This window comes from Streptomyces sp. NPDC036764, assembly GCF_055609385.1.
Map to the genome: position 1 here is coordinate 220225 of NZ_JBVJPT010000014.1, position 13133 is coordinate 233357.

Annotated in this window: 13 protein-coding genes and 1 riboswitch; of the genes, 10 read left to right on the plus strand and 3 right to left on the minus strand. The window is 70.7% G+C overall.

Going from position 1 to position 13133, the window contains the following annotated elements:
• Nucleotides 1-62 precede the first annotated feature (62 nt).
• A complete protein-coding gene (locus tag ACZ69Q_RS36730; protein WP_471050733.1) occupies nt 63-950 on the minus strand; it encodes an RNA polymerase sigma-70 factor in 888 nt (295 codons plus the stop codon).
• Nucleotides 951-1270: 320 nt separating this feature from the next.
• Nucleotides 1271-1401, plus strand: a riboswitch (FMN riboswitch).
• Nucleotides 1402-1548: 147 nt separating this feature from the next.
• Between ACZ69Q_RS36730 and ACZ69Q_RS36735 the strand changes: the two genes are divergently transcribed.
• The 9 genes from ACZ69Q_RS36735 (at nt 1549) to ACZ69Q_RS36775 (ending at nt 8968) form a co-directional block, all read left to right on the plus strand.
• Entirely contained in the window at nt 1549-2166 is a 618-nt protein-coding gene (locus ACZ69Q_RS36735; RefSeq protein WP_471050736.1) for a riboflavin synthase, read from the plus strand.
• Nucleotides 2163-2804, plus strand: coding sequence for a nicotinamide mononucleotide transporter family protein (locus tag ACZ69Q_RS36740; RefSeq protein ID WP_471050739.1), 642 nt, complete (start codon nt 2163-2165; stop codon nt 2802-2804). The genes ACZ69Q_RS36735 and ACZ69Q_RS36740 overlap by 4 nt, the downstream gene beginning before the upstream one ends.
• Entirely contained in the window at nt 2801-4159 is a 1359-nt protein-coding gene (locus tag ACZ69Q_RS36745) for a bifunctional 3,4-dihydroxy-2-butanone-4-phosphate synthase/GTP cyclohydrolase II (protein ID WP_471050742.1), read from the plus strand. Before ACZ69Q_RS36740 ends, ACZ69Q_RS36745 begins: the two co-directional genes overlap by 4 nt.
• Nucleotides 4160-4184: 25 nt before the next feature.
• Entirely contained in the window at nt 4185-4670 is a 486-nt protein-coding gene (gene ribH, locus ACZ69Q_RS36750; RefSeq protein WP_381640676.1) for a 6,7-dimethyl-8-ribityllumazine synthase, read from the plus strand.
• A gap of 34 nt (nt 4671-4704) precedes the next feature.
• Entirely contained in the window at nt 4705-4977 is a 273-nt protein-coding gene (locus ACZ69Q_RS36755; protein WP_471050745.1) for a phosphoribosyl-ATP diphosphatase, read from the plus strand.
• A gap of 50 nt (nt 4978-5027) precedes the next feature.
• The gene (gene hisG / locus ACZ69Q_RS36760) at nt 5028-5888 is read left to right on the plus strand and encodes an ATP phosphoribosyltransferase (protein ID WP_471050746.1); all 861 of its coding nucleotides are present in this window, start codon (nt 5028-5030) and stop codon (nt 5886-5888) included.
• An 11-nt stretch (nt 5889-5899) separates the two neighbouring features.
• Nucleotides 5900-6355 carry a PH domain-containing protein gene (locus tag ACZ69Q_RS36765; protein WP_471050748.1) on the plus strand — a complete coding sequence of 152 codons (456 nt, stop codon included), beginning with the start codon at nt 5900-5902 and terminating at the stop codon, nt 6353-6355.
• Nucleotides 6356-6557: 202 nt separating this feature from the next.
• Nucleotides 6558-7883: a hemolysin family protein gene (locus tag ACZ69Q_RS36770; protein ID WP_471050750.1), complete on the plus strand. Its 1326-nt coding sequence runs from the start codon at nt 6558-6560 to the stop codon at nt 7881-7883.
• Nucleotides 7880-8968: a hemolysin family protein gene (locus tag ACZ69Q_RS36775; RefSeq protein ID WP_471050753.1), complete on the plus strand. Its 1089-nt coding sequence runs from the start codon at nt 7880-7882 to the stop codon at nt 8966-8968. The genes ACZ69Q_RS36770 and ACZ69Q_RS36775 overlap by 4 nt, the downstream gene beginning before the upstream one ends.
• 25 nt (nt 8969-8993) lie before the next feature.
• Here ACZ69Q_RS36775 and ACZ69Q_RS36780 read toward each other — a convergent pair whose 3' ends face one another.
• Both ACZ69Q_RS36780 and ACZ69Q_RS36785 read right to left on the minus strand, forming a co-directional pair.
• Nucleotides 8994-10850: an AAA family ATPase gene (locus tag ACZ69Q_RS36780; RefSeq protein ID WP_471050755.1), complete on the minus strand. Its 1857-nt coding sequence runs from the start codon at nt 10848-10850 to the stop codon at nt 8994-8996.
• Nucleotides 10851-11289: 439 nt separating this feature from the next.
• Nucleotides 11290-11958, minus strand: a complete 669-nt coding sequence (locus ACZ69Q_RS36785) for a uridine kinase family protein (RefSeq protein ID WP_471050758.1) — start codon at nt 11956-11958, stop codon at nt 11290-11292.
• A gap of 194 nt (nt 11959-12152) precedes the next feature.
• Between ACZ69Q_RS36785 and ACZ69Q_RS36790 the strand changes: the two genes are divergently transcribed.
• Nucleotides 12153-13106: a hypothetical protein gene (locus ACZ69Q_RS36790; RefSeq protein WP_471050761.1), complete on the plus strand. Its 954-nt coding sequence runs from the start codon at nt 12153-12155 to the stop codon at nt 13104-13106.
• Nucleotides 13107-13133: the final 27 nt, after the last annotated feature.

Sequence of the window (13133 nt, forward strand, 5' to 3'; positions counted from 1 at the left end):
TGGGACCGAGTACCCCCGTGAAATGTGACAGCCCGGGCACCCCGCCGCGCACCGGTGCCTCGCTACCCCCGCGAAAGCTGCCGGCCCACGAACTGGAGCTTGTCGGGGTTGACCACGGCCCACGCGTGAGCGATCAGCCCGTCCCGCAGTTCGAACGACACCACCGTCTTCAGCGTGTCGCCGGCCCAGACGGCCACCGCGGTCGAACCGTTGACCTCGGCGAGCGTGAAGTCCACACCGGACAGGAACGTCCGCGACGCACCCGCGAGGAAGCGGAACACCTTCTCCCGGCCCTCGATCGGCCGCCGGGCCGCCGAGACCTTGCCGCCGCCGTCGCTCGACCAGACGACGTCGGCCGCCAGCAGCTTCTCCAGCCCGCTGAGGTCACCTTCGCGGGCCGCCGTGAGGAACGACCTGACCAGCTCCTCCTGCCGCTCGGGGGTCGACTCGAACCGCGAGCGCTCCTCGCCCACCCGCCGCACCGCGCGCCGGTAGAGCTGCCGGCAGTTCGCCTCGGTCAGATCCAGCGCCGCGGCGATCTCCCGGTGGCCGTAGGCGAACGCCTCCCGCAGTACGTACACGGCCCGCTCGGTCGGGGTCAGCCGCTCCAGCAGTACGAGCATCGCCAGGGACACGGCGTCCCGTTGCTCGGCGGAATCCAGCGGCCCGAGCGTGCCGTCCGAGGTGACCACAGGCTCCGGCAGCCAGGGGCCGGCGTACCGCTCACGCCGGGCCCTCGCCGAGGTCAGCCGGTTGAGGCAGAGGTTGGTGACGACCTTCGCGAGCCAGGCCGACGGGTGCTCGATCGTGTCCCGGTCGGCGCCGCTGAAGCGCAGATACGCGTCCTGGACGGTGTCCTCGGCCTCGTCGGCGGAGCCGAGCATGCGATACGCCAGGCCGAACAGCCGCGGGCGGTGGGTCTCGAACTCTTCGGCGCTCGCGGTCGTCATGCCCTCACCTTGCCAGAGGCGCCGCGGGCGGCAGTTGGGAGACCCGGCGGCGGGCAAGGGCCGTCGTCACCGCCGCCGGGTCGTCTGCGGGGGGTGTCCCCAGGAAGAGGGGTCCGAGGACGGGGAGGTTCCCGCACACTAAAGAGGACTAGACCATAGCGTCAATAGGTATGGACCAATCTCAAGGGCATCTCCGTGCACGGGAGTTGGGGCGCCGGCCGGTCGCTGTGGAAGTCCAGCGACGTGGCCTGTGAGCCACCCCACATCCCTCGCCCGTATGGACACCGATCAGGCGTGGCACACTGGCCGTGTACCAGAAGCAGCGCACTCCGGGGTCGGTGAAAGTCCGAACCGGCGGTTACAGTCCGCGACCCGGTCGCTTCCAGCGGCCGGTTGACCAGGTGAAATTCCTGGACCGACGGTTAAAGTCCGGATGGGAGGCAGTGCGCGGCGGGCGGGCATTCGTGCGCGCCGCCGTACCGGTTCGTCCTTGGGGCGAGCCCTGTCCGGCGTCGCCCCCGGTGTCCCTGCTCGTACATTCTGTCGTCATCGACAGGCCCCGGAGTCCGTGCCCCTATGTGGCAGGAGGACCCGGGAAGTGTTCACCGGAATCGTCGAAGAGCTGGGCGAGATCACCGCCGTCGAGACCCTCGACGACGCCTGTCGCTTCCGACTGCGCGGCCCCGTCGTCACCGACGGCGCGAAGCACGGCGACTCCATCGCGGTCAACGGCGTGTGCCTCACGGTCGTCGACCACGAGGGCGACGAATTCACCGCCGACGTCATGGCCGAGACCCTCAACCGTTCCAGCCTGGGCGTCCTCGCCGTCGGCTCCCGCGTCAACCTGGAGCGACCCACCGCCGTGGGCGCCCGCCTCGGCGGGCACATCGTGCAGGGCCACGTCGACGGCACCGCCGAGGTGCTGGAGCGCAAGCCGTCCGAGAACTGGGAGATCGTGAAGATCTCGCTCCCCGCGGATCTGTCCCGGTACGTGGTCGAGAAGGGCTCCATCACCGTCGACGGCATCAGCCTCACCGTCGTCGACGCGGGCCCCGACTACTTCACCGTCAGCCTCATCCCCACCACCCTCGACCTGACCACGCTCGGCCTCAAGCAGCCCGGCGACCCGGTCAACCTCGAGGTCGACGTCATCGCCAAGTACGTCGAGCGGATGCTGGGCGACCGGCTCTCCCCCGAAGGGGCGACGAACCGGTGAACTCGCTGAACTCCGAGGCCTTCGTCCTGTTCGGCCAGCACATCCTCTGGTCGGACATGATCGGCAACCTCTTCGGCCTCGCCGCCCTCGCCCTCGGCTGGCGGCGCTCCATATGGACCTGGCCCGTGCAGTTCCTCGCCGGCCTGATCCTGTTCGGGGCGTTCTTCGGCCATCTGACCGGCAGCGCCGGCAAGCAGGCGGTCGTCATGGTGGTGGCCCTGTACGGCTGGTGGCAGTGGCAGCGCGGCAAGGGCCAGGGCGAGGACGGCCACATCGCCGTCCGCTTCGCCACCTGGCGCGAGCGCGGGGTCATGGTCGCGGCGGCCGCCGCCGGCACCGTCGCGGTGGCGCTGCTGTTCAAGGCGTACCCGACCCTGTCCTGGGACCCCTGGCCCGACGCCTACATCTTCGTCGGCACCGTCGTCGCCATGTACGCCCAGGCGCGCGGCATGGTCGAGTTCTGGTTCGCCTGGCTGCTCGTCGACCTGGTCGGCGTCCCCCTGAACTTCGCCAACGGCTACGCCTTCTCCGGCTTCGTCTACGTCATCTACGGCGCACTCGTCCTGTGGGGCATGCGCGACTGGTGGCTGCGCTCCCGCAAGGACACGCGGCCCGTCCTGGAAGGAGCGCCGGCATGACCACGGCACCGACCCTGTACCGCACCGAGGACATCGAGGACCTCACTCTCGACCCCGTCGAGCGGGCCATCGCCGACATCGCGGCCGGCCGCCCGGTCGTGGTCGTCGACGACGAGGACCGCGAGAACGAGGGCGACCTCGTCATCGCCGCCGAGCACGCGACCCCCGAGATCGTCGCCTTCATGATGAGCGAGTGCCGCGGCCTGATCTGCGCCCCCATGGAGCCGGACGAGCTGGAGCGGCTTGAGCTCCCCCAGATGGTCCAGGACAACACCGAGTCGATGAAGACGGCGTTCACCGTCTCCGTGGACGCCTCGGCCGCGCACGGCGTGACCACCGGTATCTCCGCCTCCGACCGCTCGACCACGCTCCAGCTCCTCGCGAGCGGCAAGGCCGAGCCGTCGGACCTCGTCCGCCCCGGCCACATCTTCCCGCTGCGCGCCAGGCCCGGCGGCGTCCTCGTGCGCAACGGCCACACCGAGGCCGCCGTCGACCTCGCCCGGCTCGCGGGCCTGCGCCCGGCCGGCGCCATCGTCGAGATCGCCGGCGAGGACGGCGAGATGCTGCGGCTGCCCGAGCTGATCCCGTTCGCCCGCAAGCACGGCCTGACGATCATCTCCATCGAGGCCCTGATCGCCTACCTGCGCGACGCCGAGCACCCGAAGCAGGCCGAGCCGCAGGCGGTTCAGCAGGAGCAGCTTCGGGCCGAGTCCACCGTCCGCCGCGAGGCCGAGGTGCACCTCCCCACCGCCCACGGCGCCTTCACCGCGTACGGCTACCGCTCCACCGTCGACGGCGTCGAGCACGTCGCCCTCGTCCACGGTGAGATCGGCGACGGCGAGGACGTCGTGGTCCGCGTCCACTCCGAGTGCCTGACCGGCGACGTCTTCCACTCCCTGCGCTGCGACTGCGGCCCCCAGCTTCAGTCGGCCCTGGAGCGCATCCAGGACGAGGGCCGCGGAATCGTCGTCTACCTGCGCGGACACGAGGGCCGGGGCATCGGTCTGATGTCCAAGCTGCGCGCCTACGAACTCCAGGAGCGCGGCCGCGACACCCTGGACGCCAACCTCGAACTCGGCCTGCCCGCGGACGCCCGCGACTACGGCGCCGGCGCGCGGATCCTCGCCGACCTGGGCGTGCGCAGCGTGCGCCTGCTGACCAACAACCCCGACAAGTCCGAGGCGCTGCGCGGCCACGGCATCGAGGTCACCGAGCGCGAGCCGATGCCCGTGCAGGCCGGCGAGCACAACCTGACGTACCTGCGCACCAAGCGGGACCGGATGGGCCACGACCTGCCCTGGCTGGACACGGCCCCCGTGACCGCGGCCCCCCTGGCCACCTGCACCAACCAGTAACAGCACACCGAGGAGACTCAAGAACGTGAGCGGCAAGGGCGCACCGGAGCTGTCCGTACGCAATGTGGGCGACCTGCGGGTCGCGGTCATCGCGGCACAGTGGCACGAGAAGGTGATGGACGGACTGGTGGACGGCGCACTGCGCGCCCTGCACGACCTGGGCATCGACGAGCCGACCCTGCTGCGGGTCCCCGGTAGCTGGGAGCTCCCGGTGGTCGCCAAGGTCCTCGCGGGCCGCGGCTACGACGCGATCGTGGCCCTGGGAGTCGTCATCCGCGGCGGCACCCCCCACTTCGAGTACGTGTGCCAGGGCGTGACCCACGGCCTCACCCAGGTCTCCGTCGAGACCGGCGTCCCCGTCGGCTTCGGCGTGCTGACCTGCGACACCGAGGAGCAGGCCCTGGACCGGGCGGGTATCGAGGGCTCCAACGAGGACAAGGGGCACGAGGCGGTGACGGCCGCCGTGGCCACGGCGGCGACCCTCCGCTCAGTATCTGAACCCTGGCGCTGACGAAAGGCGTATGTGGCATAGGCTGAGCGTCACCATGTCCAAGAAGACGTTCGAGGAGCTCTTCACCGAGCTCCAGCACAAGGCCGCCCACGGCGATCCCGCCATCTCCCGTACCGCAGAACTCGTCGAGAAGGGCGTCCACGCCATCGGCAAGAAGGTCGTCGAGGAGGCCGCCGAGGTCTGGATGGCCGCCGAGTACGAGGGCAAGGAAGCGGCAGCCGAGGAGATCTCGCAGTTGCTTTACCACGTCCAGGTGATGATGGTCGCGCGCGGCATCTCCCTGGACGACGTCTACGCCCACCTCTGAGCACCAGAGATCAAGCACACCCACAACAGCGAACGAAGGAAGCCGACCTCATGCTGCGCATCGCCGTCCCCAACAAGGGTTCCCTGTCCGGCCCTGCGGCGGAGATGCTGCATGAGGCCGGCTACCTGCAGCGGCGCGAATCCAAGGAACTGCGGATCGTCGACCCCGGCAACGACGTCGAGTTCTTCTACCTGCGCCCCCGCGACATCGCCATCTACGTCGCCTCCGGCCAGCTCGACATCGGCATCACCGGCCGTGACCTGCTGATCGACTCGGACGCCGATGCCGAGGAGATCCTGCCGCTGGGCTTCGCCCGCTCCACCTTCCGCTTCGCCACCAAGCCCGGCACCGTCGGCGACGACCTCGCGGACCTGAAGGGCAAGACGGTCGCCACCTCCTACGAGGGCATCGTCGCCAAGCACCTCTCCGACAACGGCATCGACGCCTCGGTCGTCCACCTCGACGGCGCCGTCGAGACCGCGATCCAGCTCGGTGTCGCCCAGGTCATCGCGGACGTCGTCGAGACCGGCACCTCACTGCGCAACGCCGGTCTCGAGGTCGTCGGCGAGCCGATCATGAAGTCCGAGGCCGTCGTCATCCGCCGCGTCGGCGCCGACGCCGAAGAGGCCGTCGAGTCGAAGGTTCAGCAGTTCCTGCGCCGCCTCCAGGGCGTCCTGGTCGCCCGGACCTACGTGATGATGGACTACGACTGCCGCGTCGAGCAGCTCGAGAAGGCCGTCGCCCTCACCCCGGGTCTGGAGTCGCCGACCGTGTCGCCACTGCACAACGAGGGCTGGGTCGCCGTCCGCGCGATGGTCCCGGCCAAGGAAGCCCAGCGCATCATGGACGACCTGTACGACATCGGCGCGCGGGCCATCCTGACCACGGCCATCCACGCCTGCCGCCTGTAGAGAACACAGAGATGTCCGAACTGCCTGCTCTTCCCGTCACGTTCCGGCCGGGCCGCACCCGGGCCGTCCTGCTCACCGCGGGCATCGCGATCTTCGTCGTCATCACGGCCGTCGCGCTGCTCCTGGAGAAGCTCGGCCCGGGGGAGCGCCTCAGCTTCATCCTCACCGGCGCGCTCATGTTCTGCGTGCTGGCGATGCTCGCGCGCGTGAAGGTCGTCGCCGACGAGTCCGGCGTCACCGTGGTGAACATCGCCACCAGGCGCCGGCTGGACTGGGCCGAGATCCTTCAGGTGAACCTCCGTCCGGGCGACCCCTGGGTGTTCCTCAACCTCAGCGACGGCACCAGCCTGCCCGCGCTCGGCATCCAGCCGGGCATCGCCAAACAGCACGCCATCGCCGACGCGCGCGCCCTGCGGGCCCTCGCCGAGGCCCACGCCATCAAGGAGCCCGAGGACCGTGAGGGCTGACTCGGTGGCGTCCACCCTGCCGTAAATCGCGATGTCTTGATTAATCTGTTGGCGGAGGCGTTTTCGTGACGCCTCCGCCACTGATGTGCCCGACGGTCTTCAGAGGCCCCCTGCTACCCGAGGAGTGATTCCCTCCAGCGATGGACGGATCGTCCTGTAGTACCTGCGCCGCCCCCACCCGACATACCGGGGCGGCCGCGTCATGAGCATCCCCTTGCTGCTTCTCGCAGCCGCGTTCCTGCTGATCCTCGCCAACGGCTTCTTCGTGGCGGCCGAGTTCGGCCTGGTCACGGTCGAGGCGACGGACGCCGAGAAGGCCGCCGCCGAGGGTGACCGCCGAGCCCACCGGGTCGTCGAGTCGCTCAAGGAACTGTCCTTCCAGCTCTCCGGCACCCAGCTCGGCATCACCATCACCTCCCTCGTCGTCGGCATGCTCGCCGAACCGGCGCTCGCGGAGCTGCTGGGCGGCCCCTTCACCGCGATCGGCATCCCCGAGGGCGCGGTGTCCGGCGTGGCCGTGGTCGTCGGCATGCTGCTGGCCTCGGCCGTGCAGATGGTGATCGGCGAGCTCGTGCCCAAGAACTGGGCGGTGTCCCGGCCGATGCAGGTCGCGCGCTTCGTCGCCGGCCCGCAGAACGTCTTCGCGCGCCTGTTCCGCCCGGTGATCGCCGCGCTGAACGCCGTCGCGAACCGTCTCGTGCGCGCGCTGGGCATCGAGCCCGCCGCGGAGCTGGCCTCCGCCCGAACCCCCGGCGAACTCGTCTCCCTGGCCCGGCACTCCGCCCAGGCGGGCACCCTGGAACAGGACACCGCGGACCTCTTCGTACGGACCCTGTCGCTCGGTGAGCTCACCGCGCAGCACGTCATGACCCCGCGCGTGAAGGTGAGCGCGCTCCAGTCGTCGGCGACCGCCGAGGACGTGGTCAACCTCACCCGCGCCACCGGTCTGTCCCGCTTCCCGGTCTACCGGGAGAGGATCGACGAGATCGTCGGCATGGTCCATCTGAAAGACGCGCTGGCGATCCGTTCGAGTGAGCGGCTGCGCACACCGGTCGGCCGCATCGCCCGCCCGGCGCTGCTCGTCCCCGAGACCCTGCCGGTCCAGCCCCTGCTGGCCCAGTTGCGCAGCGAGCAGCCCATCGCGGTCGTCGTCGACGAGTACGGCGGCACGGCCGGCGTGGTCACGCTGGAGGACATCGTCGAGGAGATCGTCGGCGAGGTCCGCGACGAGCACGACGGCCAGGACCTGCCCGAACTCGCCGCCGCCCCGCCGGAGGACGGCCGTCCCGCCTGGGACGCCGACGGGAGCTGCCGGGTCGACATCCTCCAGCGCATAGGCCTCGACGTGCCCGAGGGGCCGTACGAGACCGTCGCCGGGCTCGTCGCCGACCTGCTCGGGCGCATCCCGGCCGTCGGCGACCGGGCAGAGCTGCCGGGCTGGCGGCTGTCGGTGCGCCGGGTCGGCCACTACCGCGCCGAGCGCGTCCGTCTGGTGCGGACCGGGGCCGTGGTGGAGGTCGCCCGATGAGCGTGCTCCAACTCGTCTTCGCCGCGCTGCTCGTGCTCGCCAACGGCTTCTTCGTCGGCGCCGAGTTCGCCCTGGTCTCGGTGCGCCGCAGCCAGATCGAACCGCTGGGCACGGCACGCGCCCGTCAGGTGCTGTACGGCCTGGAGCGGCTGCCGCAGATGATGGCGGCGGCCCAGTTCGGCATCACCGTCTGCTCGCTGACGCTCGGCGCGGTCGCCGAACCGACGGTGGCGCATCTGCTGGAGCCGGTGTTCGAGTGGGTCCATCTGCCGGCCGGCGTGATCCACCCGCTCACCTATGTCATCGCGCTCGCCGCGGTGGTCTTCTTCCATCTGGTCATCGGCGAGATGCTGCCGAAGAACCTGGCGATGGCCGCACCGGAGAGGGTCGCGCTGTGGCTCAGCCCCGGGCTGGTGTGGTTCGCCCGCTTCTGCAAGCCGATCACCGTCGCCCTCGGCGCGGTCGCGCAGGCCATCCTGCGGCTGTTCCGCGTCGAGCCCAAGGACGAGATCGAGGCGGTCTTCACCAGCGAGCAGCTCAACCGGCTCGTCGAGGACTCCGGCCAGGCCGGCCTGCTCGATCCCGAGGAGCAGGAGCGCCTCGAGGACGCCCTGGAGCTGGGCTCGCGCCCGGTGACGGACGTCCTGCTCAAGCGTGAGTCCCTCGTCACCGTCAGCCCGTCGGTCACCCCCGGCCAGATCGTCGCGCTCACCGCCCGCACCGGGTACTCCCGCTTCCCGGTCGCGGCGGAGACCGGCGCCTTCATGGGCTATCTGCATGTGAAGGACGTACTGGACCTGGAGGAGTCGGAGCGGGCGGTGCCGCAGCAGGTGTGGCATCCGATGACGACCCTGCGCTCGGAACTGCCCCTGGACGACGCCCTCACGGTCATGCGCCGCGCGGCGACGCACCTCGCCCAGGTGGCCGACTCCTCCGGCCGGGTCCTCGGCCTCGTCGCACTGGAGGACGTACTGGAGCTCCTGGTGGGCGAGGTACGGGACCCGGCGCACCGGGAGGTGCCCGAGGTGCGGGTCACGGGGCCGCGGGTGAGCAGCGGGGAGCCGGAAGAGGCACTGGCCGGCTGACCGGGATGCGGGACCGCGGGATCCGTCACATGGCCGACGGATCCTGCGGGCCCCGTCCCGACAGCACTTCGCCGTACGCCTGCATCAGATCCGGCAGCCGGAGCGTGGACAGCTCGTCCCGCGTCAGCGCCCCCGGGTAGGTCGTCAGCCGCAGATCCCGGTACGCGCAGCTCTTCTCGTACAGCGTCCGCAGGAACCGTCCGTTGCCCAGCTCGTCGATCCACCCCTGGTCGACCACGTGCCCGGCGATCGACCGCAGCTCGTCCAGTGCCTCCTCGTCCCACACGTCGCCGTTCTCGGCGGCGAGGACCTCGCCGATCGAGGTCAGTTCGAGGGGGCGGTACGAGGGGAAGTCGACGCGGGTCGTGAAGCGTGAGGACAGTCCGGGGTTCGCGGCCAGCAGCCGGTCCATGCCCTCGGGGTAGCCGGCGAGGATCACGACCAGGTGGTCCCGGTTGTCCTCCGCCCGCTTCAGCAGCACTTGCAGGGCCTCGTCGCCGTAGGCGTCGCCCTTGCCGTAGCCGGTGTTCGACAGGGAGTAGGCCTCGTCCACGAAGAGGACCCCGCCGAGCGCTGAGTCGATGAGCTCATTGGCCTTCACGGCCGTCTGGCCCAGATACTCGCCGACCAGATCGGCGCGCTGGGCCTCCACGAGATGGTCGCCGCCGAGGAGTCCGAGGGCGTAGAAGACGCGGCCCAGGATGCGGGCGACGGTGGTCTTGCCGGTGCCCGAGGGGCCGGAGAAGACGAAGTGCCGTTTCGGCGGCTGCACCGGCAGCCCCTGCCCGGCGCGCAGCCGGGCCATGTTCAACTGGGCGGACAGCGCCTTGACCTGGCGCTTGACGGGCTCGAGCCCCACCATGCGCTCGAGCTCGGCGAGCGCCTCCTCGAGTAACGCGGGGTCGGTCGGCCCGGCGGGCAGCGACTGCGCGGACACCGTGGTCCTCTCGCGCACCGCGGGATCCACCACCGACGGCAGCGAGCCCGTGGGCGGCAGGTCGGGGTCCGACAGCTTCAGGTCCCGTCCCTCGGTGCCGAAGAGCGGGTCGAGCCCGTCGGCCACGTCCTGTCCGAAGCCGGTGAGCGTGATCGCCGCGAGGTCGGTCGGGTCCTCGTACCCGTCGCCCTCGGCGATGGCCGCGAGCCGGGCCGAGGTGTCCATGAAGGCGGGGTCGACGCGGTGCACGGCGCGGTAGAGGGGGAGCGCGGCAGCGGAGCGGCCCGTGCCCTCGTGCGCCCGGGCCAGCCAGTAGCGCAGCTCCTTGCGCTGCGGCTGCTCGCTGCGGCAGCGCATCAGCGCGGCCGACAGCAGCGGTTCGGCCTGCCCGTACATCTCCAGCCGTACCCGCGCCATGCCGCCGAACAGGCCCGCCTCGATGCCGAGCATCGGATCGTCGAGCAGCGGTTCGGTGTGCCGGACGAGCTGCTCCCAGTCCTTCACCAGATAGGCGCGGCAGGCGTGCAGGAAACGGACCTGGTGGTCGGTGTCCACCGGCGGGAGCCCGGCGAGCGCCCGGTCCAGTTCCGGGACGTGCCGGCCGTCCAGCCAGTGCGAGGTGTGCGCCAGCAGCAGGTCCCGGGGGCTTTCCAGGACCGGCTGCACCCACCAGCCCAGCCAGTACCAGGAGTTGAGCGTGCGGCGGTGCCGGGCGCGCTGTTCCCCGAAGCGGTCCCGGTGCCGGAACATCCGCAGCAGCGCGGTCGTCGTGTCGACGCGCAGCGCGTGCAGCCCGAGCCAGCCGTCTGCCATCCCGGGATCGATCCGCACCGCTGTGCGGAACTCCTCCTCCGCCTGTGGATACGCCCCCATCGTGTAGGCATCCACACCTCGCAACCAGGCGAGGTCGGCCGGGGCCTCGGGGCCCTGCGTGCCGAAGTCCATCACGTCCCCCACAAACCGTGCCCCCGTCGGTTGGCAGGCCGCTCGCCCGCCGGCCGCCTTGATCAGGTGGATCGAACCGCCTTACCGCGGACCGGAGTTGCAACGGTGCGCAGAGCAGCCGTCCGAACGTCGCACCGAGGGCATCGTACCTGCGAGGGCATGGCCCGCCCCAGGGTGCCGCACCGGCCGTTTGGCGAGGTGGGAGCAGATCGGGGGGAGGGCGGGCGGTGACCGAGGGTGAGCAAATCACGCCTCTCGGCGCCCGAAAAGTGAAGTCAGGGCAGAACGAAGCCCCCGATCACGGGGGAACAACCGGGGGCTTCGCGACTGCGGGGCGGTCTCGAATGACCGCACATTCAGAACGTAAGTCCTGTACGGCCCCCGGGTCAAGCCGAGTTGAAGCACTCCGGGAACTTGTCCGACGGGGCTCTTCACAAGTTCAGCACATTGCCGATGGGTCGTCACCGTCTGTGATGGACCGGTCCGGTCCAGCAGTCCCGGCAGGCCCAGGAACCACCTCATATCCCTTGCCGCACTGACGAACCAGAAGGTCGGCGAAGGGCCGCGAAGGGTCCTCGGCGAAGTGACTCAGCTCCGCCGTGACCCACCCCTCCCAGAACTCCCGCTGTTCCTCGCCGTCCCGTGAGCGACCTCGTGTCCACGACTCCTCGTGCGGCACGTCCATCCACAGCAGTTGGGCGAGGTGCGGGCGCAGGGCGCGGCGGCCGGCGCCGACGCCCTCGACGACGATCACCGGGGCGGGCGGCAGGGCGAGCGGCGCGCCGAAGCGCCGGGCCCGCCAGTCGTAAGGGGTGTAGTGGGCGGTCCGGCCCTGGGCGAGCGGTGCGATCACCTGGGCCAGCAGGCGCTCCGTCCACTCGAACAGCTCGTCGTGGCTGGCGATGTCGTCGAGGTGCAACACCGGGGCGTCGTCCAACTCCCGGGCCAACCGTCCGGCGAACGTGGACTTTCCGGAGCCGGCGTGCCCGTCGACGCCGATGAGGCGGACGGGGCCGCAGGACGGGGGGAGGCGGCGCAGTTGCGCGGCGAGCTCGTGAATCGTTTTTCCTGAAACCTGGTCGGGGCAGGGCATATTTCGTTGGAACATTCTAGTAGCGGGTGAAAGCGGATGGGCCGGCGGGATGAGAAAAGGTGTCACTTTGAACTAGCCGGCGGATGTCGGCAATGCCGCCGAAAAACTCCGGCCACCACAGCGAAATCCGCGTTCCGGTTGGGGCCCACGCTGAGTAGGGTGCCAGTTGTGCAACTGTGAGGTGACGTAACGGGGATGGGCTGGGACACATGGCCGCGGGGTTATTCGAAGGGCAGTATGTCTGGCATCCGGCGGCCGATGACCGCGTGCTGGCGAGCGTGTGCGTCGATGTCCGGGCCGGTCGCTATCTGAGCTCCCGCGACGCCCTGGCCGAAACTCGCGGTGACTTCGCCCTGCGTGCCCACCGCTCCCTCGTGCTCGCCTCGGAGGCCGCCGGCTCCGACCTCGTCGAGCGCTGGCTGACCGAGGAACCGGGTCCCGAGGCCGCCCTGATGTGGGCGCGGGTCGCCGTGCTGCGGGCGTTGCGCGCGGCCGACGCCCGCGACCCGCGCACCGAGGCGCTGGAGCGGATAGCGCTGGCCGCCTGCGAGCGGGCCGCGACCACCGACCCCGCCGATCCCACGCCCTGGGTGGCCAAACTGGCCATGGCCCGGCTGCACCGGCTGCGCGACCAGGCACCGCGCGGTCTGCTCACCGCGCCGCCCGGGCCGTGGCGCCTGTTCGCGCACGTCCTGTCCCTCGACCCCTGGCACCGCGAGGCCCACCACCGCTTTCTGGCCTGCTTCTTCCCCCGCTACGGCGGCTCCGTGACGGCCGCCTGGGACGTCGCCGCCTTCCTCGGCCAGCGGGCGCCCGCCGACTCGCCGCTGCGGCTGCTGCCGCTGGTCGCCCTGGTCGAGTGCTACGACCCCACCCAACTGCTCGCCGACCGCGTCTGGGAGCAGCCGCAGTGGCGCTCGACCGCCCTGGAGATCCACCAGAGCTGGCTGCCCGTGGTGGCCGGCACCCCCTTCACTCCGGTCCTCGACCTGGCCTACCTCGCACACGCCCTGGTCATGGCCGGGTGCGAGGCGTCGGCACGCGCCGTCTTCACGGCGATGGGCCCCTACGCCTCGCGCATGCCCTGGTCCGTCTTCGGCGACCCGGCCGAGCAGCTCTCCCGGGCGCGCCGCGCCTGCGGGCTGCCCGTGCCGGGCGCCTGACGTGCCACCACCCCCCACCGAGAGAAA